Raw genomic sequence first — 22,230 nt, 5'->3', positions numbered from 1 at the left:
CTTCAGCGGTTGAAGCGCTCCACCAGGGCGCGCAAGCCGGCGCACACCTGCTCCAGCTCAGCACCGCGCGAGGCGGCGGCGTTGGCACTGTGGGCGCTTTGCTGGGCAATGCCCGCCACGCCATTGATCTGCCGCGAAACGTCCTCGGCCACTGCCGACTGTTGCTGCGAGGCCGTGGCCATCTGCTGGCTCATGCTGCTGATGCGCTGCACCGCGTCGCGGATGCCATGCAGGGTCTGCTGCGCCTGCTGCACCTGGGCCACGCCCTGCTCCGCTGCCGCGCTGCCCTGGCTGGCCATGCCCACGGCCTGCTCGGCGCCGCTGCGCAGGGCGTCGATGATGCTCTGGATGTGCAGGGTCGATTGCCGGGTCTTGTCGGCCAGGGCGCGCACTTCATCGGCGACCACCGCAAAGCCGCGGCCTTGCTCGCCGGCCCGCGCCGCTTCGATGGCGGCATTGAGGGCCAGCAGGTTGGTCTGCTCGGCGATGGCGCGGATCATCCCGGTGGCCTCGCCAATCCCGGCGCACTGGCCGGCCAGGTGCAGCACCGCCTGGTTGATCTGCTCGACGGTGGCGGCCAGCGCCTGGATGGCCGCGCCACTGGCATCGGCCACCTGGCTGCCCTGCTCGGCCAGCAGGTGCACGGTTTGCGCTTCGCCTGCGCTGAGTTGCACATGGCTGGCGACCTCGCTGATGGAGGCGGCCATCTCGGTCATCGCCGTGGCGCTGAGGTCGGTTTGCGCGCGTTGCTCCAGCAGCGCCGCCTCGGTGCCGCGAGACAGGCGCCCGGCGTCCTGGGCGGCCACGGCCATTTGCGTGGCCAGGTCGCTCAGGCGCGTGAGCGCGGTCTTCAGGCGCGCTTCTTCGCTGGTCAGCACCAGTTGCAACTGCCCAGCAGCACCGGGCAGGTCGCTGTAGGTCAGCGCGGCCAGCGGGTCGGCGAAGGTGCCTTCGGCGCCCTCGATCACCTGCTGCATCTGCCGGCCGAGGCTGTTGCGCATCCACAGCCCGTAGGCCGCGAACAACGCCAGGGTCAGCCCCTGGCCGGGCAACCCGGGCCAGAGCTGGTTGGCGCCCACGGCAAGCACCCCGCCCAGCAGTGGCAAGGCCAGCGCCTGGCCCAGCAGCGCCAGCCGGCGGCCCGCAGGCAGCGGGCCCTTGCCCTCGGCCAGGCGCGCGTACAACGCCTCGGCCCGGCGCACCTGCTCACGGCTCGGGCAGACCCGCACCGACTCATAGCCCACCACCCGCCCGCCTTCGCGTATCGGTGTGACATAGGCATTGACCCAGTAGTAGTCGCCATTGCGGCAGCGGTTCTTGACGATCCCCATCCAGCTCTTGCCGGCCTTGAGGTAGCGCCACATCAGCTCGTACACCGCCGGCGGCATGTCCGGGTGGCGTACCAGGTTGTGCGGGCTACCGATCAGCTCGGCTTCGCTGTAGCCGCTGATGGCGGCGAATTCGGGGTTGCAGTAGGTGATCAGGCTGGCGGTGTCGGTGGCCGAAATCAGCCGCTGATCCTGGGGGAAACATTGCTCGACCGGGGTTACCGGCAAGTTGAGGCGCACGATGAGACTCCATTCACTGACGGCCCGGACGCTGCCCTTTGGCAGCCATCGGAACCGATCCACGTCGATCCGCTCCAATGTGCAAATGTGCATCCAGCAGCCCGGGCCTGGCGCCCGATCGGGCTGGATGCGCGACGTTGACTATCCGGTCAAGCCAAGAATTCTACGAAATCCGTCACAAAAATGAAATGAAAGTGATGAAATATGGCGTTGTGCTATATGGATGAATATCGTTAAGTTCTTGATTCTGCATGGGAATTAAGTGATGACGAGATCAGGTCTGGGTTTTGCCCTGCGCCGCTACCGCAAACTGGCGGGTCTGACGCAGGCACAATTCGCCGAACGGACCGGTTTCGATCCCAAGACCATCAGCCGCTTCGAAACCGGCACCTACAGCCCCAGCATCGACGCCCTGTTGATGTTCGCCGGGGTACTGGGCATCAAGCCCAAGGAATTCTTCGCCGAACCCGACGACGAACAGGAGCAGCGCGCCTATCTGTTCGGCGTCATCCACAACGCCCCGCCCAAGGATCTTGGCAAGCTGATTGCAGCGGTCGACCAGGTGCTGGCCAAGCCCTGACTCCGTTCGTCCCACCGCTTGAGTGACCCTTTCCCACCCACGCACCGGACTAGAGCCCGGCAGGCCATCGTGCACCACAACTGGTCAGACCGGTAAGGCCAAAAACCCTTGCCTTGTAGGAAATTTCGCGGTTTTATGGCTCCGCGCTAAACAAACCGGTAAGACCACAAAAATAAATAAGTCCTGCGCTCTTTCGCCCCGTGCGGCACCGAAGCAAGGACACCGACAGAGATACCTCCCATGCTCAAATGGTGCTCGCGTTCGATCTTCCTGCAAGTGGTGCTCGGCCTTGCCCTCGGCATCGCCTGCGGCCTCAGCTTCCCCGACCTTTCCCTGCAACTCAAACCCCTGGGCGACGGCTTCATCAAGCTGATCAAGATGCTGATCGGCCTGATCGTGTTCTGCGTGGTGGTCAGCGGCATTTCCGGTGCCGGCGACCTGAAGAAAGTCGGCCGCATCGGCCTCAAATCGGTGATCTACTTCGAAGTGCTGACCACCATCGCCCTGGTCATCGGCCTGGTGTTCGCCTTCAGCAGTGGCATCGGCAGCGGTGCCAACATCCACCTGGACCAGCTGTCCAGCGCCGACGCCAGCAGCCTGGCCGAGCGTGGCCAGCACATCCACGGCGCCACCGCGTTCTTCATGGACCTGATCCCGACCTCGGTGGTGGGCGCCTTCGCCGACAACAACATCCTCCAGGTCCTGCTGTTCTCGGTGCTGTTCGGCAGCGCGCTGAACCTGGTGGGCGAATCGGCGGCCGGCATCTCGCGGCTGATCAACGAACTGAGCCACGTGATCTTCCGCATCATGGGCATGATCGTGCGCCTGGCGCCGATCGGCGTGTTCGGCGCCATCGCCTTCACCACCAGCAAGTACGGCCTGGAATCGCTGCAGCACCTGGGCGGCCTGGTGGCGCTGTTCTACCTGACCTGCGCAGGCTTCGTGCTGATCGTGCTGGGCACGGTGATGCGCATTTCCGGCCTGAAGCTGCTGCCGTTCATCAAGTACCTGCGCGAAGAGCTGACCATCGTCCTGGGCACCGCCTCCTCCGACGCCGTGCTGCCGCAGATCATGCGCAAGCTCGAGCACCTGGGCATCGGCAGCTCCACCGTCGGCCTGGTGATCCCCACCGGCTACTCGTTCAACCTCGATGGCTTCTCCATCTACCTGACCCTGGCCATCGTGTTCATCGCCAACGCCACCGGCACGCCGCTGGAAATGACCGACCTGCTGACCATCCTGCTGGTGTCCCTGGTGACGTCCAAGGGTGCCCACGGCATCCCAGGCTCGGCGCTGGTGATCCTCGCTGCCACCCTCACCGCCGTGCCGGCCATCCCCGTGGTGGGCCTGGTGCTGGTACTGGCGGTGGACTGGTTCATGGGCATCGGCCGAGCCTTGACTAACCTGATCGGCAACTGCGTGGCCACGGTGGCCATCGCCCGTTGGGAAAAGGACATCGACCTTGAGCGCGCGCAGAACGTGCTCGATGGCAAACCCGGCTTCGCCCATGCACCGCGCAAGGCCGCCAACGCCCATCAACAGGAATTCTGAGCCCATGTGGCCGGCGCTGGCGCCGGCCCTTTCAGGAGCGAAACGTGATCAGCTCATCGACCGTCGTCACCTCAGTGGTGGAAAAACTGCGCCAAGCCCTGGCCCGCGGCCAATGGCGCTCCGGCGACATGCTGCCGGGCCAGCGTGAACTGGCCGAGCAACTGGGCATCAGCCGCCCCAGCCTGCGCGAAGCGGTGACCGTGCTGGAAACCCTGGGCCTGGTGCGTTCGATGCCGGGCAAGGGCGTGCTGGTGCTGGACGCCGAGGCCGCCACGCTGGAAACCGCCAGCGATACCGCCGCCGCCAGCCTGGCCGACGTGCTGGAGCTGCGCTACACCCTCGAACCCTTCATCGTCGGCCTGGTGGCGCAGTCGGCCAACAGCCAGGACATCGGCCAACTGCGCCTGACCCTGATGGACATGCGCGAAGCCCTGGAGGCCGATGACAGCGAGGCCGGTGCCAAGGCCTACATCGCCTTCCACGAAGCGCTGTTCGCCCTGACCACCAACCCGATCTTCCAGAGCGTGGTGCAGCAGACCGGCAATGCCCTCAAGCAGAGCGCCGGCATGCTGCGCAATTCGCCCGAGCACCTGGCCGCGCGGCTCAAGGAAAACGAAGCGGTGGTGCGCGCCATCCGCGAGCGCAACAGCGCCCAGGCCAGTGCCCAGATGCGCCAGCACATCCTCGCCGAGGGCCAGCGCATGGGCATCGAACTGAACATCCCGGACGACCATCCGCAGCCCTGACCCGAAGGAGAGCGACCATGACCGCCTGCGCCCACGCCGCCCCCCGCCTGCCTGCCCTGCTCGCCGCCGGCGAAACCCGCCTGTCGGCCGAGCAGATCTACCCACGCCTGTTCGACGCCATCCTCGAACAGCGCCTGCCGCCTGGCAGCCTGCTGCCCGAACAGGCCCTGGGCAACGCATTCGGCGTCAGCCGCACGGTGATCCGCCGGGTGCTCGGGCGCCTCTCGGACCAGCAGGTGGTGGTGCAGCGCCCCAGCCACACCGCGCACCTGGCCGCCCCCGACCCGCAACAGGCGCGCCAGGTGCTCAGCGCCCGGCGCCTGGCCGAAACCACCTTGATCAGCCTGGCCGCGCAGCGCGCCCGGCCGGCGCAGGTGCGCCAGTTGCGCCAGCTGGTGGAGCGCGAACGCCAGCATCACGAACGCGGCGAGCGCTGTGCGGCGATCCGCCTGGGTGGCGAGTTCCACCTCAAGCTCGCCCAGGTGGCCGCCAACGCACCGCTGGCGCGGTTTCTCAATGGGCTGGTGCCGATGACCTCGCTGATCATCGCCCGCTACGAATCGCCCTGCTGCGACCACTGCGCCTGGCAGGAGCACGCGGCGATCATCGATGCCGTGGAAGCCGGTGACGAAGGGGCGGCGCTGGCGTTGATGCACGAGCACCTGGACCGCCTGGAAGACAAGCTGAACCTGGAGTGAACGGCGCCGCTTCAAGGCTTGCGCTGTATCTGTGGCAGCCGGCTTGCCGGCGATGGGCTGCAGCGCAGCCCCCAGCACCGCGCCCTATACTCGGATAACCGCCCAGCCTCTACCCAGGGAGGCCACCGAGTGAGCTTGCGCATCCCCCTGCTGCTCTGCCTTGTGCTGGCCCTCGCCGGCTGCGCCGGCAAACGCCCTGCTCCGCCGCCGCCGCCCGCCGTACTCAACCCCGCCGCCTGGCAACGCATCGACCAGGAGCTGATCGATGCCTCGGTCGGCGCCGCAGGCTCGGCCAACGACTATGCGCGGCGCTCGATGCGGGTGTGGAAGGAGCAAGTGCAGCAGCGCACCGAGAGCGATTTCATCCCCTGGTTCACCGGCTACTGGACCCAGCAATGGCTGACCCTCAAGGTGGCCTGGTACAAGCTCGACAGCGGCGAAGGCCGCGAGCCTGCGGAAAAACGCCTGGCCCTGTACCTGCAGGAGCAGTACCACAAGCGGGTGATCGACCCGGTGGCCGAGCAGATCAACCCCGAAGGCATCCGCGACCGCGCCTGCGAGCTGTACATCCAGCTGTTCGGCCAGCAGTTGCCGGCGATCATTCAGCGCTACAACGCCCCGCCCGAGCAGGTCAGCCAGCGCCTCAACCGCATCCCGGCGATCAACCTGGGCCCGCCGCCGGCGCGCAATGCCAGCCTCTACCAACTGCTGCGGGCCAAGGCCCTGGACCAGCAACCCGCCTGGCTGGCGCTGCGCGAATACCTGCATCAACAAGCCGCCAAGGGGCCAGGCAGGACCGATGTCGGCCTGTCATCGGTGGCCAACCGGGCCAGCGAAAAACTCGGCGCCACGCTCGCCCCACGGGGCATCGCCAGCGCCGTGGCCAGCGCGGTGGGCAAGGTGGCCGGAGCGATGATTTCGGTGGCGGCGGCGGGCTACGGGATGATCACCCATGACCGCGACCACCCGGAGATGGTCGAGCAGTTGCGGGTGATCCTCAACGTGGCGCTCAACCAGGAGTGGCAGGAGTTGATGGAAAACCGCCAGAGCGGGGCCATGGCGGGGGTGTACTACTTGTCGGGGCAGGTCGAGGACAGCCTGCTGGCCAGTGCGCCACGGGCGCAGGAGCCGGAAGAGGTGCCACAAGCCCAGCAACCGTTGCTGATTCGCCTGCCCTAGCGGCGCCTCAGGCAGTGGCCATGGCCGATGTCGGCAAGCCAAAGATGCGATCGAACGCCCAGTTGTAGGCAAAGGTGTAGCACGGCACCAGAATGATGAACGCCAGGTCCACCAGAAACGCCTCGACCAGGCTCATGCCCAGCCACCAGGCAATCAGCGGAATCAGGTACACCACCAAGGTCAGCTGGAACCCCACCGCATGCGCCACCCGCCGCGCCACGCTGCGCCCGCGCTTGGCCTGGCGGCTTTCCCAATACTCGAACAGGCTGTTGTAGATCAGGTTCCAGAGCATGGCGATGGTGGTGATCATCACCGCCAGCGGCCCGGTGTGCGAGGCCTGGGTGTCGGACAGATACGCCAGCCCCAGGGTCGACATGCACAGCCCGATCAGTTCATAGAAGGTCACATAGACCAGTTTGCGTTTGACTCCCTGCACCGGAAAAACCTCATGTCGCGAAAACGAAGGGCGCAAGGATGCTTCAATTAACCTGACAGAAAAAGTTGGCAGCTTTCAGATTAACTGACAGCATGCGCCCATGAACTTTTCCAGCGACAACATCTTGCTGTTTCTCGCCGTGCTCGACCGAGGCTCGTTCTCGGCAGCTGCCCGGGCCTTGCAGCGCGTGCCCTCGGCGGTGAGCATGGCAATCGGCAACCTGGAGGCGGAGCTGGGCTATGCCCTGTTCGAGCGCGGCCCGCGCGAAGTGCGCGCCACTGCCCAGGCCCTGGCGCTCGAACCCCACGCGCGGCTGATCGCCGAACAGCTGGGGCTGTTGCAGGTGCATGCGCTGGAGCTGTCCCAGGGGCTGGAAAGCCGCCTCACCGTGGCCGTGGTACCGGACATCGACCACCGCCCCCTGCTGGCCGCCATCGCCAGCCTCGGCGAGCGCTTTGCGCTGCTCGACATCGACTTGCTCAGCGCCCCCCAGGACGAAGCCCTGCAACTGCTCGACAGCGGCCGCGCCGACCTGTGCGTGGCCTTCGCCGGCCTGCAGGTCGATGCCCGGCGCGGCTTTCAGCACGTCGGCACGCAAACCCTGGTGGCGACCCTGGCGCCCCATCACCCGGCCCTGCGCGAAGGCCGCATCCGTAACCTTGAAGACCTGATCGAGGTGCGCCAGATCCTGGTGCGCAGCCGCGACCTGCCGCTGCTCGACCCGCGGGCGCTGATCGGTGCCACGCACTGGTCCACCGACAGTTTCGACCTGGCCCTGCAGATGGTCGAAGCCGGCCTTGGCTGGGGTGACCTGCCACTGGCCCGGGTCGCGCCGCTGATCGCCAGCGGCCGGCTGGTGCGCCTGGCGTTCGGCAACACGCGCAACGAACTGCAGTTGCCCATCCACGCCCTGTGGCGCAAGCAACAACCGCTGGGCCATGCAGCGCGCCTGCTGATCGAGCAGCTGGCGCACCGCTAGGGGTGCCGTCCGTCGCCTGCGGCGCAAGACAATGCGCCGGCATTTCAATGTTTTACCGCCCGCGCCGATAGCTCAGGAGACAGGCCCCGCCAGCGCGCCACAAGCGCGCGGCGCCCTCCCCTCCATGGCTTAAGGTCTCGAAACATGAACCTGAAATTTCGCCACAAAATCCTGCTCAGCGCCTGCGGCGTCGTGGTGCTGGCATTCGCCCTGTTCACCCTCTACAACGATTACCTGCAACGCAACACCTTGCGCCAGAACATCGAAGCGTCGGTCCAGCAGGCTGGCGCTCTGACCGCCAGCAGCGTGCAGAACTGGATGAGCGGGCGCATCCTGGTGCTGGAAAACCTCGCCCAGGACATCGCCACGCAAGGGGCCGGCGACACGCTGGCCGGGCTGATCGAGCAACCTTCCTACACGCGCAACTTCCTCTTCACCTACCTGGGCCAGGCCAACGGCGTGTTCACCCAGCGCCCCGACACGCAGATGCCCGCCGGCTACGACCCGCGCCAGCGGCCGTGGTACGCCAGTGCGGCGAACGCCGGGCAGACCGTGCTCACCGCCCCCTACCAGGGCGCTGTCGGCGGCCTGATGGTGACCATCGCCACCCCGGTCAAAAGCAAGGCCAGCGGCGAGCTGATCGGCGTGGTCGGCGGCGACCTGACCCTCGACACCCTGGTGCAGATCATCAATTCGGTCGACTTCGGCGGCATCGGCCATGCCTTCCTGGCCGACAGCGAAGGCCAGGTGATCGTCAGCCCCGACAAAGGCCAGCTGATGAAAAACCTCAAGGACATCTACCCCGGCAGCGGCCTGCGCGTGGCCGCGGGGATGCAGGATGTGCAGCTCGATGGCCAGGAGCGGCTGATCTCGTTCGCCCCGGTGGCCGGCCTGCCGTCGGCGCAGTGGTACATCGGCCTGTCGATCGACAAGGACAAGGCCTACGCCGCCATCGGCCAATTCCGCACCTCGGCGGTCATCGCCATGCTCATCGCCGTGGTCGCCATCGCCGTGCTGCTGGGCCTGCTGATCCCGGTACTGATGCGCCCGCTGACCACCATGGGCCGCGCCATGCGCGACATCGCCGAGGGCGAAGGCGACCTGACCCGGCGCCTGGACGTGCAGCACAAGGACGAGTTCGGCGAACTGGCCAGCTCGTTCAACCGCTTCGTCGAGCGCATCCACACCTCGATCAGCGAAGTGTCCTCGGCCACGCGCCTGGTGCATGACCTGTCGGAGCAGGTGGTCAACGCCTCCAATGCCTCGATCATCGGCTCCGAAGAGCAGAGCATGCGCACCAACAGCGTTGCCGCGGCGATCAACCAGCTGGGCGCCGCCACCCAGGAAATCGCCCGCAACGCCGCCGAGGCTTCGCAACATGCCAGCGGCGCCAGCGAACAGGCCCATGGCGGGCGCGAGGTGGTGGAGGAAACGATCAGTGCGATGACCGCCCTGTCCCAGCGCATCAGCGAGTCCTGCGCGCAGATAGAAACGCTCAACGCCAGCACCGACGAGATCGGCAAGATCCTCGACGTGATCAAGGGCATTTCCCAGCAGACCAACCTGCTGGCGCTCAACGCCGCCATCGAGGCTGCGCGCGCGGGCGAGGCCGGGCGCGGCTTTGCCGTGGTCGCCGACGAGGTGCGCAACCTGGCGCACCGCACCCAGGAGTCGGCCGAAGAGATCCACCGCATGATCACCGGCCTGCAGGTGGGCTCACGCGAGGCGGTGCACACCATGAACACCAGCCAGGTGTCCAGCGAGCAGACCGTGCAGGTGGCCAACCAGGCCGGCGTGCGCCTGGCCAGCGTGACCCAGCGCATTGGCGAGATCGACGGCATGAACCAGTCGGTGGCGACCGCCACCGAAGAGCAGACGGCGGTGGTCGAGAGCCTGAACCTGGACATTACCCAGATCAACGCGCTGAACCAGCAAGGGGTGGAGAACCTGAATGAAACCCTGCGCCATTGCGATGCGCTGGCGCAGCAGGCCGGGCGCTTGAAGCAACTGGTGGGCAGCTTCCGCATCTGAGGTGAACCCATCGCCGGCAAGCCGGCTCCCACAGGCAATATGCTGCAGCCAAAATCGCATGAAACCTGTAGGAGCCGGCTTGCCGGCGATTGGGCTGCGCAGCAGCCCTAGGCCACCGCCACCTTGCGCTGCCTGCCGCGCCGCAGCCAGGCCAGCAACACCGCCGCCATCAACACGAACCCCAGGTAGCCGAACAGCGGATACACCTGCCCCACCAGGCTGATGAAGCCCACCAGGCTGCAGACGAACGCCACCACCCCGGTCACCACCGAGCCCCAGCGGAACTTGGCGGTGCCCGCCGGCAGCAGGCGGGACAGGAACGAGAACAGCGTGCCCACCGCCGTGTTGACGATCATGCCGAAAATGATCAGGCACATCACCAGCCCCAGCAGCGGTGAAACCTCGTTGGCGATCGACAGCATCGGCATCGGCAGGTCGGCGACGCTGTCCAGGCGCGACAGCAAGCCTGCACTCATCACCAGCATCAGCCCACCCAGCGCGGCGCCGCCGAGCAAGCCGCCCCATATCGCGGTCTTCTCGCCCTTGGCCGAACCGCCAAGAATCGCCAGGATCGGCGCGCCGGCGACGATGTTGTACGACACATACAAGAACGCCCCCAGCAGCCAGTGGCGCGTACCGGCCTGCTGCTGGCTGGCCAGTTGGTCGAGCATGGCGAAACTCTGCCCGCGGGTGAACACGGCATACAGGGCGATGGCCGAGGCCACCAGGATCAGCAGCGGGGTGATGGCGCCGATGGCGACGATCACCTTGCGCACGTCCAGGCACACGATGCCCACCACCAGCAGGGTCACCAGCACGCTGCCGGTCAGCGCCGGGATGCCGAACTGCTGCTCCAGCAAGGCACCGCCGCCGGCCAGCATGACCACGGTCACGGCGAACATGAAGAAGGTGATCAGCCAGTCGACGAACAAACCCAGGTGGCGCCCGCAGATGGCCTGGATCACATCCTTGTGCGACGTCGCCCGCTGGCGATTGCCAAGCGCCGCCAAGGCCATGCCCAGGAAGGTGAACAGCGCGGCGCTGACCAGCGCCCCGGCCAGCCCCCAGACGCCGAAATCGACGAAGAACAACAGCAATTCCCGCCCGGACGCAAAGCCCGCCCCTACGATCACGCCGACGAAGGCCCCGGCGATCTTCAGTTGTTCTTGCATGTGAACCTCAGGTTATTTTTGTTGTGTGTGGGTGGCCCCGTCGCGGGCATGGCCGCGACGGGGCTGCACTCAGCCCTGGCCGATATAGGCCTGCACTTCGATTTCCACGTCCACGCCCAGCGCCAGTGCCGAGGCCACGGTGGAGCGCACCGGCAGCGCGTCGCCGAAGAAGGCCTTGTAGACCTCGTTGAAACCGGCGAAGTGGGCCATGTCGGACAGCCACACGGTCACCTTGACCACCTGGTCGAAGCGCGCGCCGCAGGCCTCCAGGCTCTCGGCGATGCGCTCGCAGGCGGCGCGCGTCTGGGTCTGGATATCGCCACGCACCACCTCGCCCGCCGGGCTCATCGGCACCTGCCCGGAAAGGAACAGGAAACCGCCCGCCTTGACGGCACGCGAGAACGGGAATGGCAGGCTGCTGGGGAAACGCTGGATGTCGTTGCTCATGCAAAGCTCCTTTCAGGATGACTGGAAACGTGCCGGGGACAGGCGCTCGGGCGCCACGCCCTGGGCAATCAGGCTCGGGCACAGCGGCTGCCCGAGCAACAGGTCGGCGGCCAGGCGCGAAGCACCGGCCGCCGACTGGATACCATAGCCGCCCTGCGCCGCCAGCCAGAAGAAGCCCGGCGCCTGCGGGGCGAAGCCGATCACCAGGTCGCCATCGGCGACGAACGAACGCAGGCCCGCCCAGCTGTGGCTGGGGCGGCGGATGGCCAGGGTGGTCATGGCTTCGATGTTGTAGATGCCCAGGGCGATATCGAGCTCTTCGGGGGCGGCGTCCTGCGGCTCGACCGGGTCGGCGTTGGCGGGGGAGCCCAGCAACTGGCCGGCGTCGGGCTTGAAGTAGAAGCTCTCGTCGACACCGATCACCGCCGGCCAGCGGGCGAAGTCCTGCTCGGCCGGGCCGGGGAAAGTAAAGGCGCTGCGCCGGCACGGCTGCAGGCCGATCGGCGCCACCGCGCATTGCGCGGCCACCCGGTCGGCCCAGGCGCCTGCGGCATTGACCAGCTCGCGCGCGCGCAACTGGCTGCCGTCGGCCAGCGTCACATGCCACACGCCATCCAGGTAGCGGCCTTCGAGCAGCTCGGCATTGCAGCGCAGCTCGCCGCCGGCGGCGCGGTAGCCGCGCAGGAACCCCTGGTGCAGGGCATGCACATCGAGGTCCATGGCGCCTGGCTCGTGCACGGCACCGGCGATGACTTCGTCGCGCAGGCTCGGCACCAGCGCCAGGGCGGCTTCGCGGTCCAGCAGGCTGACGTCGGTGCCATTGGCCAGGTTCTGCGCGTAGGTGGCTTGGAGCAATTCGCCCTGCTCGTGGCTGGCGACGTACAGGCAGCCACGTGGTTCGAGCAGCGGGTGCTCGCAGAAGCCGGCCGGCGGCGTTTCGTAGAACGCCCGGCTGGCGCGGGTCAGGGCCTGGATCTGCGGGGTGCCGTAGGCCTCCATGAACATCGCCGCGGAGCGCCCGGTGGAGTGGTAGCCCGGCTGCGCTTCACGCTCCAGCAGCAGCACCTGGCGCTGGCCCGCCAGGCGGTAGGCCAGGGAGGCGCCGGCAATGCCGGCACCAATGATCAAGGTGTCGTAGATCGGGGTCATGCACACTCCTGCCAGGGAATTATCATTTATGAGAATTCTAATATATGAGAATTTAGAATTAAGCAAGGCTGCAAGGTAAGATGCCCGACCTTTGCCCTACACCGAGAGCCGCGAATGCCCGATGACCGCCCTGCCGCCACAGGCCGCCCCACTGCCCTGCCCCTGCTCGATCGCGCCGAGGTTGGCGGGCGCCTGCGCCAGGTGCGCAAGGCCCGCCAGCTGACGCTCAAGCAGTTGTCTGCGCTCAGTGGCGTGCCGGTCTCGACCTTGTCGAAGATGGAATTGGCGCAGGTGTCGGTGGGCTACGAGAAACTCGCCGCCGCAGCGCGGGCGCTGAATATCGACATCGCCCAGCTGTTTCGTGCCAGCGGCTCGGTGAATGCCCCGGTACCTGTGACCGTGGTGGTCGACTCCTTGCCAGCGGCGGCGGGCTACTCCACCGGCACCTACGACTACCACCCGCTTGCCGGAGCCTTCCCGCAGCGACGCATGACCCCCGCCTATGCCCGCATCATCGCGCGCGAACGCGGCCAGTTCGATGACTTTATCCGCCACCCCGGGCAGGAGTTCGCCGTGGTGCTGAGCGGGCGCGTGCGCATCGAGTTCGAAACCGGCGAGGCGGTGCGCATCGGCCCGCAGGAAACGGCGTATTTCGACAGCCAGGTGGGGCATATCTACCTGTCGGAAAGCGACGACGGCGGCGACGCCCATGTGATGGTGGTGATGACCGACCGCTGAGCTGCCGCTGGTTATAACCTAATAACGAACAAGTCTATTTGGCTATAAAAACTCCCTATATGCTGGCACCCATCCGATCACGGGCAAAGCTGGGCAGTCGAGTAGCGTATGGATGTAGGTTCTTTCGGTTTCACCCTGGCCGGACTGGTTGTGGGTTTCATCGTCGGCATGACCGGCGTGGGTGGCGGCTCGCTGATGACGCCAATCCTGCTCTGGTTCGGCATCAACCCCGCCACCGCCGTGGGCACCGACCTGCTCTACGCCGCCATCACCAAGGCCAGTGGCGTCTGGGTACATGCCCGCAACAAGAACATCGACTGGAAGATCACCGGCCTGCTGAGCCTGGGCAGCGTGCCGGCTGCGGCACTCACCCTGCTGTTCCTCAGCACCCTGCACACCGACACCTCGGCGCTCAACGCCATCATCAAGCAGGGCCTGGCGGTGGTGCTGATCCTCACCGCGCTGGCGATCCTGTTCAAGTCGCGCCTGCAGGCCTTCGCCAGCCGCCATGCCGGTGACCACTATCACTTGAGCGACCGCAGCCTGAACATCCTCACCGTGCTGACCGGCGTGGTGCTCGGGGTGATGGTCACGCTGACCTCGATCGGTGCCGGCGCGCTGGGCACCGTGGCGCTGTTCCTGCTCTACCCGTTCCTGGTCACCCGCCGCCTGGTGGGCACCGAAATTGCCCACGCCGTGCCCCTGACCCTGGTGGCGGGCCTCGGCCACGCCGGCATGGGCAACATGGACTGGTCGCTGCTGGGTTACCTGCTGCTCGGATCGTTGCCTGGCATCTACCTGGGCAGCCACCTCACCGGGCGCATCTCCGACCGCGTGCTGCGCCCGTGCCTGGCGGCGATGCTGCTGCTGATCGGCTACAAACTGGCATTCTGAAGCGGCCAGGCCGCGATAAAGTCGCGGCCTGGCAGGAACACTGCGGTACGATCGCCAGTCCAACTAGGCGAAATGCCACCAGAGCCCGTTCAATGCCAGCCACCCCCAGCCCGTTACTGCTCGCCCTGCGCGAAGGCACCCTCACCTGCCACAAAGCCCTCGAGGCGCGCCTGCCGTTCTTCGATGCCGGCTTCGACACCGCCGCCTACAGCCGGCTGATGCAAGCCTACTACGGCTTCCACGCGCCGCTCGAAGCGCGCCTGGGCGCGTACCAGGAACCCTTGCGCGCCAAGACCCCCGCACTGGCCCTGGACCTGCAGGCCCTCGCACTGAGCGCCAGCGACATCGACACCCTGCCCTTGTGCCAGGCCTTGCCGGTGGTGCGCGACGAAGCCAGCGCCCTGGGCGTGATGTACGTACTGGAAGGCTCGACCCTGGGCGGCCAGGTGCTCAAGCGGGCGATGGCCGAGCGCCTTGGCCTGGGGCCGAGCAGCGGTGCGGGCTTCCTGGATGTGTACGGCGCCCTTACCGGGCGCTACTGGCGCGACTTCCTCGAGCGCCTCGACCGGGCCCCAAGCGCCCCGGCGGCGCAGGCCGCCACCGTGCAGGCCGCAATCGACACCTTCGCCTGTTTCGAACACTGGCTGGGGCAGCGCAACGTGCTCAACCCGGCGCCGGTCAACTGACCCACTGCCACAGCCCCCAAGCCGGCAGTGCGCCGGCCAGCCACACCGCCAGCCGCGGCCAGTAAGGCAACAGCACGACCAGCAGCAGCCCGGCCAGGGACAGCAGCGCGCACCACGCCACCGGCCCCATCGCCCAACCCCAGGCCTGGGCGCACAGCCACAGGCTGGCCAGCAGCGCCAGCCAACCCGCGCCGCGCAGGAGCTTGCCAAGCACGGCCGGGCACTCGCGCTGCCATACCTGTTTGTAGTGCCGCTGTAGCCCCTGGCAGAGCCCCAGCATGCCGGCGTAGGCAAACAGCCCGGCACCTGCGATCAACAACGTCATGCGCCCACCTCCAGCCGTCGCCCTGCCCCGACCTTGCGCGTTGCCGGCTGCGCCCGCTGAACGCGCAGCGCCACCAGGCCCAGCAAGGCGCCCAAGGCCAGCGCGCCTGCCGCCACACCCAGGCGCAACGCGTCATCCAGCCCGCCGAATGCCACCAGGCCCATGCACAGCAGCGCCGCCAAACCCAGTTGTTCGACCCAAGCCTGCCGCGCCGGCCTCACACCCGCATGCAACAGCGCCAACAACCACAGGCCGAAGAACGCCCGCACTTCCCAGGCCTCGCGCCCGGCCAGCTCCATCGGCAACAGGCGGCTGGCCCACAGCAGGCCCACGCACGCCAGCAGCAGCCCGGAAACGAAGCCGACATTGCACACCTCGGCCAGCCGGTACCAGCGGTGGCCAGGCGCTTCGCTGCTGGCGTACTTGCGCCCGCGCTTGACGCAGAACAGCACCAGCCCGCTGGCGATCATCACGCAGCTGATCACGCCGCAGACGAAATACAGCCAGCGCATCGGGTAGCCGCCGAACTGGGCAAAGTGCAGGCCGGCCATCACCCGCTGGGTCAACGGTGCCGCCCGCCACTCGCTGACATCGCTGAGCAGCGCGCCGCTGACTCCGTCGAAGACCATCGCCTGGCCCTTGGACAGTGCGATGCGATTGCCCAGTTCGGGGCGGATTTCGATACGTGCTCCTGCAGTGTTGGGGTTGCGGATGTTGAACCCGGCGATCGGCCCCAGCCGCGCCTCGGCCTGGGCCAGCAACGGCGCGATGTCGACCAGCTCGGCCGGCTGCTTGCTCAGCGCCCGTGGCTGCTCCAGGCGGGCGTTGCCCTGGGCCTGGAAATAGGCGCGGTTGTCGCCGGCGAACAACGCATCGACGCCGGCCGGGATGTAGATGAGCATGAAGATCACCAGGCCGGTGTAGGTGATCATCAGGTGGAACGGCAGCAACAGCACCGCGCTGGCGTTGTGGAAGTCCAGCCAGGAACGCTGGCCCTTGCCGGGCCGGAAGGTGAAGAACTCCTTGAAGATCTTCTTGTGGATGACGATGCCGGTGACCAGCGCCGCCAGCATCACCAGGGCCAGCGCCCCGACCACGAAGATGCCCCAGTTGCGCGGCAGGTCGAGGGTGAAGTGAAAGCGGAAGAAGAAGTTGCCGCCGACGCTGTCGCGCACCGCGATGGGCTCACCACTGCCTGGGTCCAGTTGCACCCCGCCGCCATGGCGCCGCTCGCCGGTGGACACCCGCAGCCCAGGGGCACGCTCGGTCGGCAGGCTGACGCCCCAGTTGCCGGCCTGGGCTTCGTTTGCCTTCAGGTAGTCGATGGCACGTTGCGCGGCGGTGGCCTGGGGCACTGCTGCCGACGGAATCTCCGGCTGCATCCAGTGGTTGAGCTCCTTGTCGAAGACCGCCAGGGTGCCGGTGACGAAGATGGCGAACAGCAGCCAGCCGAAGATCAGCCCGGCCCAGGTGTGCAGCCAGGCCATCGATTGGGTGAAGGTGTTTTTCATGCCAGCCACTCCAGGGCCTGGGGCCAGAAACCGACCAGTGCCAAGGGCACCGCCACCGCCAGCGGTGCCCAGGCGCGCAGGGCGTCACGGCTGGCGAAGGCCCAGAGGATGGCCAGGGTGTAGAAGATGAAGGCGGGCAAGGTGGCGACGATGACCGCGTCGCGGTCGGCCAGTGGCAACAGCCGGGCCAGGCAAGCGGTGGCGGCGTAGCTGAAGGCATAGCCGCCGAGCAGCGCGGCGGCGCTGCGGGAGAGGATTTGCAGCCAGGCGGGGGGGTTGCTCATTGGGGGATTCCTTGAGGTCATTGTGGCATTGGGGCTGCTTTGCAGCCCTTTCGCGACACAAGGCCGCTCCTACAGGAACATTCGCCTGCCTGTAGGAGCGGCCTTGTGTCGCGAAAGGGCCGCAAAGCGGCCCCCTGCAATCAGAAGGAGATATTCAGCGCAGCAAACAACGCCCGCCCCGGCTGGTTATAGGTATTGGCCCCCGAGCTGCTGGCATTGCCGCCACGCAGAATCTGCTTGTCGAACACGTTGTTCACCCCCACCCGCACGTCATAGTTGGCGTTGAACTTGTACCCGGCACTCACATCCACCAGCCCATAGGCCGCGACGTCCTGCTGCGCCTCGCTGTCGTACTTTTCCTGGGTGCGGTAGTTGTAGGTCGGCGACTTCTGCTTGCCGTAGTAGGTACCGGCCAGCTGGAACGACAGTTTGTCGGTGGCACGCCAGTCGAGGGTGCTGTTGACCGTGTACTCGGGGATCACCGACAGCGGCTCGCCGGTCTCGCGGTTGTCGTTGTCGAGCATCCAGGTCAGGTTGGTGTTCCAGTCCAGCACCGGGCTGAGCTCGACGAACAGGTTGCCCTCGATGCCTTCCACCCGCGCCTTGCCGGCGTTTTCCCACTGGGTCACGCGGCGGCCGTTGTTGATGGTGTAGAGCAGGTCGGTGCCGCCGATGATCTTGTTCTGGTAGTCGTTGCGAAAGTACGTCGCGCTGGTGCGCCAGCTGCCACGGTCGTACAGCAGGCCGATTTCCTTGTTGACGCTGATCTCCGGCTTGAGGTCGGCATTGCCCTGCAGGTAGCAGCCGCCCGAGTTGCCCTGCTGCACGCTGCAGCCCTGGCCTCGGCTGTAGAGCAGGTAGTTGGGGTTGGACTGGTACAGGTTCGGCACCTTGTAGGCGCGGGCGATGCCGCCCTTGACCGACAGCGCCTCGGTGAGCTTGTGCGACAGGTTGAGGCTGGGGCTGAAGTTGTCGCCGAACATCTCGTGGTGGTCGAAGCGCAGGCCTGGGGTCACGGTGGTGTCGCCAAGGATGATGTTGTCCTCGACGAACAGCGCGTAGCTCTTGGCGGTCATCTTCGAGTCGCTGCGGTCGAAGCCGATGATCGCGTTGCCGCTGCCGCCGCTCGGGTCGAAACTTTGCGGGCGGAACGAACCCTGGTCATTGAGCGACTCGTACAGGTATTCGCCGCCCAAGGTCAGCACGTGCTCGGTGCTGCCCATGGCGAACGGCAGGTTCACCTCGCTGCTCAGGCGCGTGTTGCGCAGCCGCGACATCGCCGCACCACTGTCGTTGATCGCCCCTTCCGGGCCACCGGCCAGGCCCTCGTTGAGGCGCCAGTTGCGCACGTACTCGTAGGCCAGAGTGCTCTTGCTGGTGCCCCAGGTGAAGTCGCCCAGGTGGGTCAGGTCGTAGGTGTTGCGCTGCATGACGTTGGTTTCGTGGCCATACAAACTGTCGATCAGTTCGAGGTTGCCGCCACCGTTGCTGTTCATGGTGTCGCCGGCGTAGATGTTACCCTGGCGGCTGTAGCCTGCGCTGGCCTCCAGGCGGTGCTCGTCGTTGAGCTTCCAGCTCAGCAGGCCGTTGATGTCCTTGTTGCGCACGCCCTCGCGGCCGGCCACCAGCGCGCTGTTGGCATGCCCGGCGTTGATGTCCAGGTCGTCGGCGTCGGTCTTGGCCAGGCCACCGAACAGGCGGAACCCGAGGTCATCGGTAAGGCCGCCGCTGAGGTTGAAGTTGGCGCGGCGGCTGGCGCCTTCGGCGCTGTCTTCGGGCATCTGGGTGTAGAAGTTGAGGTTGCCCTTGAGCTCGTCCGTGGGCCGCTTGGTGATGATGTTGACCACCCCGCCCATGGCCCCGGAGCCATAGCGCGCGGCCGCCGGGCCACGCAGGATCTCGATGCGCTCGACCGCCTCGGCAGGCACCCAATTGGTTTCGCCGCGGGTGTCGCGGTCGCCATTCCAGCCGTAGCGCACGGCGTTGCGCGCACTGGAGGGCTTGCCGTCGATGAGGATCAGGGTGTTTTCCGGGCCCATGCCGCGCAGGTCGATCTGCCGGTTGTTGCCGCGTGCGCCGCTGGCGCTGTTGCCGGTCAGGTTGACGCCGGGTTCGCGGCGGATGATGTCCGAGAGGTCGTTGGCCGGCGGGCGGCGCTTGATGTCTTCTTCGGTGATGATCGAGGAGCCCAGCGCCTGGCGCGCTTCGCGCTCGGCGGTGATCAGGGTGTCCTGGATCACCAGCGCCTTTTCCCCTGCCGGGGCCTGCAGCACCTCACCGGAACGCTGCGGCTCGGCGTCGGCGGCATTGGCCAGCATGGCTGGCGATGCCAGGGCGACGAAGGCCAGGGCCACGCTGTTGGGTGAGGTTTTGCACTGCATTGACACATCTCCTGCGGATCATGGGCGAACGGCACACCCCAGGCGGATGCCGGGGGCCTTCGCCCACCGGCCTCGTTTGGGGGCCAACAGGGATGGTGAATATAGTGATTCTCAAATGAGTTTAAATCTTATTTACGAAACTTACATGTTTGTAACGGAACTTGTCCGAAGCGGCGGTGGCCCGTGTACAGTCGGGACCGCCCTTCCCATCCACGTCGAGACAAGCTGTCCATGCTCACCGCCGCACTGATCTTCCTGTTCACCCTGACCCTGGTCATCTGGCAACCCAAAGGCCTGGGCGTGGGCTGGAGCGCCACCCTCGGCGCCGTGCTGGCGCTGCTGTTCGGGGTGGTCTCGCTGCACGACATTCCTGCCGTGTGGGCCATCATCTGGAACGCCACCGGCACTTTCATCGCCCTGATCATCATCAGCCTGCTGCTGGACGAGGCCGGGTTCTTCGAATGGGCCGCACTGCATGTGGCGCGCTGGGCGCGGGGCGATGGGCGCCGCCTGTTCGCCTTCATGGTGCTGCTGGGCGCGGCGGTGTCGGCGCTGTTCGCCAATGACGGGGCGGCGCTGATCCTCACCCCGATCGTCATGTCGATGCTGCTGGCGCTGCGCTTCTCCCCTGCCGCAACCCTGGCCTTCGTCATGGGCGCCGGCTTCATCGCCGACACCGCCAGCCTGCCGCTGGTGGTGTCGAACTTGGTCAATATCGTGTCGGCGGATTACTTCGGCCTGGGCTTCAACGCCTATGCCGCCGTGATGGTGCCGGTCAACCTGGTGGCGGTGGCGGCCACGCTGCTGGTGCTGTGGCTGTATTTTCGCCGGGACATTCCGCAACGCTATGCCACCGATGAGTTGAAGCTGCCGGCCATGGCCGTGCGCGACCGGGCGACCTTCCGTGTCGGCTGGGTGGTGCTGCTGGCGTTGCTGGCCAGCCTGTTCGTCCTCGAACCGCTGGGCATCCCGGTCAGTGCCGTGGCTGCAGCGTGCGCGGCGGTGCTGTTCGCCGTCGCTGCACGCGGCCACGTGATTTCCACCCGCCGCGTGCTGCGCGAGGCGCCGTGGCAGATCGTGGTGTTCTCGCTGGGGATGTACCTGGTGGTCTATGGCTTGCGCAATGCCGGCCTGACCGACTCGCTCACCAGCGCGCTGAACTGGCTGGCCGGCCACGGGCTGTGGGCCGCCTCGCTGGGGACAGGGCTGATTGCGGCGCTGTTGTCGTCGGTGATGAACAACCTGCCCAGCGTGCTGATCGGCGCGCTGTCGATCCATGCCAGCGAGGCGCAGGGGGTGGTGAGGGAGGCGATGATCTACGCCAACGTGATTGGCTGCGACCTGGGGCCGAAGATCACCCCGATCGGCAGCCTGGCCACATTGCTGTGGCTGCATGTGCTGGCGCGCAAGGGGGTGAGTATTGGCTGGGGGTACTACTTCAAGGTGGGGGTGTTGTTGACGGTGCCGGTGTTGCTGGTGACGTTGGCGGCGTTGGCCTTGCGGTTGAGTCTTTGAGTGTGTCGGGCTGCTGTGCACCCCATCGCCGGCTTGCCGGCGATGGGCCGCGCAGCGGCCCCCGCGATGTCACAAGCCGTTCACCCGCCACAACCCCGCCATCTGCGTGGTGAACCCTGCACTCATCAACTCCCGCCGCATCGCCCACTCCCCCGCCGCCGGCACCGCTGCACTGCGCAGCGTGCCCCTACCCCAACGCGCGTTCACCCCGTCGATCACACCCATCACCCGCTCGGCCTGCGCCGTCTGCGCTGGCGTGAACAGGTCGCCGGTGAACTCGCCGCGCTGGCACAGCTCCAGCAGCAGCACCTCGGCTTTGCTGTAGCGAAAGCCCTGGCGATAAACCCGCTCCAGCGCCTCCAGCGCCATGCGGGTGAGCAGCCGCACATCGTCAGTGGGATACGGCAACTGCACCACCACGCCATTGGCATAACGGGGCTCGTCCGGGTTGAACATGCCGGTGCGGATGCTCACGCGCATGCGCCGCGCCAGCGAGCGTTGCCCGCGCAGCTTCTCGGCGGCGCGCATCACGTAGGTGGCCACCGCTTCCTTGATCGGCGCCAGCTCGGTCAGGCGCTGGCCGAACATGCGGCTGCAGCAGATTTCCTGGCGGGGCGGGTCGATTTCCTGCAGCTGCAGGCACGGCGTGCCGGCCAGTTCGCGGGCGGTCTTTTCCACCACCACGCTGAAGGTCTTGCGCAGCAGCCCAGGGTCGGCGCGCGACAGCTCCCAGGCGCTGCGGATGCCCATGGCCTGCAGGTGCGCGGTCAGGCGCTTGCCGATGCCCCATACCTCGGACACGTCGCACTTTTTCAGCACCCACTCACAACGTGGCCGGTCGCGCAGGTCGACCACCCCGCCGCTCTGCACCGCCCAGCGCTTGGCCGCGTGATTGGCCAGCTTGGCCAGGGTCTTGGTGCCGGCAATGCCGACCCCGACCGGGATGCCGGTGTGCTTGAACACCCGCTCGCGGATGCCACGGCCCAGGTACTCGAGGTCGCCAGGCATGCCGGAAAGGTCGGCGAAGGCTTCGTCGATGGAATACACCTCCAGCGCCGGGACCATGCCCTCGATCACGGTCATCACCCGCTGGCTCATGTCGCCATACAGCGCATAGTTGGACGAGAACGCCACCACCCCGTGACGGCGCAGCAGGTCCTTCACCTGGTAGTAGGGCTGGCCCATCTTCACCAAGGGCTTGGCCTCAGCGCTGCGGGCAATGATGCAGCCATCGTTGTTGCTGAGCACGACGATGGGCGTGCGCAGCAGGTCGGGGCGGAACACGCGCTCGCAGCTGGCGTAGAAACTGTTGCAGTCGACCAGGGCATAGACAGGAGAAGGTTTCATCGGGCGGGTTCAC

General features: G+C 66.7%; 21 protein-coding genes. 11 read left to right on the top strand and 10 right to left on the bottom strand.

From position 1 onward, the window contains the following. Positions 1 to 2: 2 nt before the first annotated feature. Positions 3 to 1,568, bottom strand: a complete 1,566-nt coding sequence (locus ACIPG5_RS01405; protein WP_401372966.1) for a methyl-accepting chemotaxis protein — start codon at positions 1,566 to 1,568, stop codon at positions 3 to 5. Positions 1,569 to 1,833: 265 nt separating this feature from the next. On the opposite strand from ACIPG5_RS01405, the gene ACIPG5_RS01400 reads away from it, so the two are divergent. The 5 genes from ACIPG5_RS01400 (at position 1,834) to ACIPG5_RS01380 (ending at position 6,322) form a co-directional block, all read left to right on the top strand. Further along, a complete protein-coding gene (locus ACIPG5_RS01400) occupies positions 1,834 to 2,148 on the top strand; it encodes a helix-turn-helix domain-containing protein (protein ID WP_176512106.1) in 315 nt (104 codons plus the stop codon). 240 nt (positions 2,149 to 2,388) lie between these two features. Continuing rightward, positions 2,389 to 3,699 carry a C4-dicarboxylate transporter DctA gene (locus tag ACIPG5_RS01395; RefSeq protein WP_176512107.1) on the top strand — a complete coding sequence of 437 codons (1,311 nt, stop codon included), beginning with the start codon at positions 2,389 to 2,391 and terminating at the stop codon, positions 3,697 to 3,699. Positions 3,700 to 3,743: 44 nt separating this feature from the next. After that, positions 3,744 to 4,445, top strand: coding sequence for a FadR/GntR family transcriptional regulator (locus ACIPG5_RS01390; protein WP_286915125.1), 702 nt, complete (start codon positions 3,744 to 3,746; stop codon positions 4,443 to 4,445). 17 nt (positions 4,446 to 4,462) lie between these two features. Next, a complete protein-coding gene (locus tag ACIPG5_RS01385) occupies positions 4,463 to 5,143 on the top strand; it encodes a GntR family transcriptional regulator (RefSeq protein WP_176512109.1) in 681 nt (226 codons plus the stop codon). Between the two features lie 129 nt (positions 5,144 to 5,272). Then, entirely contained in the window at positions 5,273 to 6,322 is a 1,050-nt protein-coding gene (locus ACIPG5_RS01380; RefSeq protein ID WP_401372962.1) for a hypothetical protein, read from the top strand. A gap of 7 nt (positions 6,323 to 6,329) precedes the next feature. Here the strand turns inward: ACIPG5_RS01380 and ACIPG5_RS01375 are convergent, their stop codons facing one another. Beyond that, on the bottom strand, positions 6,330 to 6,758 hold the full coding sequence (locus ACIPG5_RS01375) for a PACE efflux transporter (RefSeq protein WP_176512111.1): 429 nt from the start codon (positions 6,756 to 6,758) through the stop codon (positions 6,330 to 6,332). Positions 6,759 to 6,858: 100 nt separating this feature from the next. Here ACIPG5_RS01375 and ACIPG5_RS01370 point away from each other — a divergent pair, with 100 nt between their 5' ends. Together ACIPG5_RS01370 and mcpA are read left to right on the top strand one after the other, a co-directional pair. Beyond that, positions 6,859 to 7,737 (top strand): LysR family transcriptional regulator, encoded by an 879-nt coding sequence (locus ACIPG5_RS01370; protein WP_401372960.1) that lies wholly within the window; start codon positions 6,859 to 6,861, stop codon positions 7,735 to 7,737. Between the two features lie 144 nt (positions 7,738 to 7,881). Beyond that, positions 7,882 to 9,768, top strand: coding sequence for a methyl-accepting chemotaxis protein McpA (gene mcpA, locus ACIPG5_RS01365; RefSeq protein ID WP_401372958.1), 1,887 nt, complete (start codon positions 7,882 to 7,884; stop codon positions 9,766 to 9,768). Between the two features lie 107 nt (positions 9,769 to 9,875). Here the strand turns inward: mcpA and ACIPG5_RS01360 are convergent, their stop codons facing one another. The 3 genes from ACIPG5_RS01360 to ACIPG5_RS01350 all read right to left on the bottom strand — a co-directional run bounded on the left by ACIPG5_RS01360 (position 9,876) and on the right by ACIPG5_RS01350 (position 12,536). Next, on the bottom strand, positions 9,876 to 10,940 hold the full coding sequence (locus ACIPG5_RS01360) for a hypothetical protein (protein WP_401372956.1): 1,065 nt from the start codon (positions 10,938 to 10,940) through the stop codon (positions 9,876 to 9,878). A 69-nt stretch (positions 10,941 to 11,009) separates the two neighbouring features. Further along, positions 11,010 to 11,387, bottom strand: a complete 378-nt coding sequence (locus ACIPG5_RS01355) for a RidA family protein (RefSeq protein ID WP_176512115.1) — start codon at positions 11,385 to 11,387, stop codon at positions 11,010 to 11,012. Positions 11,388 to 11,399: 12 nt separating this feature from the next. Further along, on the bottom strand, positions 11,400 to 12,536 hold the full coding sequence (locus ACIPG5_RS01350) for an FAD-binding oxidoreductase (protein WP_236237237.1): 1,137 nt from the start codon (positions 12,534 to 12,536) through the stop codon (positions 11,400 to 11,402). 114 nt (positions 12,537 to 12,650) lie between these two features. Here ACIPG5_RS01350 and ACIPG5_RS01345 point away from each other — a divergent pair, with 114 nt between their 5' ends. From ACIPG5_RS01345 to ACIPG5_RS01335, 3 genes are all read left to right on the top strand, one after another. Then, positions 12,651 to 13,274, top strand: coding sequence for a helix-turn-helix domain-containing protein (locus ACIPG5_RS01345; protein ID WP_401372954.1), 624 nt, complete (start codon positions 12,651 to 12,653; stop codon positions 13,272 to 13,274). Positions 13,275 to 13,382: 108 nt separating this feature from the next. Continuing rightward, on the top strand, positions 13,383 to 14,168 hold the full coding sequence (locus ACIPG5_RS01340; protein WP_176512118.1) for a sulfite exporter TauE/SafE family protein: 786 nt from the start codon (positions 13,383 to 13,385) through the stop codon (positions 14,166 to 14,168). Between the two features lie 92 nt (positions 14,169 to 14,260). Continuing rightward, on the top strand, positions 14,261 to 14,854 hold the full coding sequence (locus tag ACIPG5_RS01335; protein ID WP_176512119.1) for a biliverdin-producing heme oxygenase: 594 nt from the start codon (positions 14,261 to 14,263) through the stop codon (positions 14,852 to 14,854). Here ACIPG5_RS01335 and ACIPG5_RS01330 read toward each other — a convergent pair. From ACIPG5_RS01330 to ACIPG5_RS01315, 4 genes are all read right to left on the bottom strand, one after another. Further along, positions 14,847 to 15,179, bottom strand: a complete 333-nt coding sequence (locus ACIPG5_RS01330) for a DUF3325 domain-containing protein (protein WP_401372951.1) — start codon at positions 15,177 to 15,179, stop codon at positions 14,847 to 14,849. The genes ACIPG5_RS01335 and ACIPG5_RS01330 overlap by 8 nt on opposite strands. Continuing rightward, a complete protein-coding gene (locus tag ACIPG5_RS01325; RefSeq protein ID WP_401372949.1) occupies positions 15,176 to 16,690 on the bottom strand; it encodes a PepSY-associated TM helix domain-containing protein in 1,515 nt (504 codons plus the stop codon). The genes ACIPG5_RS01330 and ACIPG5_RS01325 overlap by 4 nt, the downstream gene beginning before the upstream one ends. After that, the gene (locus ACIPG5_RS01320) at positions 16,687 to 16,974 is read right to left on the bottom strand and encodes an iron transporter (RefSeq protein WP_176512122.1); all 288 of its coding nucleotides are present in this window, start codon (positions 16,972 to 16,974) and stop codon (positions 16,687 to 16,689) included. Before ACIPG5_RS01320 ends, ACIPG5_RS01325 begins: the two co-directional genes overlap by 4 nt. A 140-nt stretch (positions 16,975 to 17,114) precedes the next feature. Next, on the bottom strand, positions 17,115 to 19,355 hold the full coding sequence (locus ACIPG5_RS01315; RefSeq protein ID WP_401372946.1) for a TonB-dependent siderophore receptor: 2,241 nt from the start codon (positions 19,353 to 19,355) through the stop codon (positions 17,115 to 17,117). Positions 19,356 to 19,586: 231 nt separating this feature from the next. Here ACIPG5_RS01315 and ACIPG5_RS01310 point away from each other — a divergent pair, with 231 nt between their 5' ends. Continuing rightward, the gene (locus tag ACIPG5_RS01310; protein WP_314614072.1) at positions 19,587 to 20,870 is read left to right on the top strand and encodes an arsenic transporter; all 1,284 of its coding nucleotides are present in this window, start codon (positions 19,587 to 19,589) and stop codon (positions 20,868 to 20,870) included. A 69-nt stretch (positions 20,871 to 20,939) separates the two neighbouring features. Here ACIPG5_RS01310 and ACIPG5_RS01305 read toward each other — a convergent pair whose 3' ends face one another. Beyond that, entirely contained in the window at positions 20,940 to 22,217 is a 1,278-nt protein-coding gene (locus ACIPG5_RS01305) for a Y-family DNA polymerase (RefSeq protein ID WP_401372944.1), read from the bottom strand. Between the last annotated feature and the right edge of the window lie 13 nt (positions 22,218 to 22,230).

The sequence above is a fragment of the Pseudomonas sp. NPDC087029 genome (assembly GCF_044745345.1).
In the GTDB taxonomy this organism is placed as follows: domain Bacteria; phylum Pseudomonadota; class Gammaproteobacteria; order Pseudomonadales; family Pseudomonadaceae; genus Aquipseudomonas; species Aquipseudomonas faucium.
The sequence above is the reverse complement of the archived record's forward strand: the minus strand, read 5'-3'. Positions and strand labels throughout refer to the sequence as shown.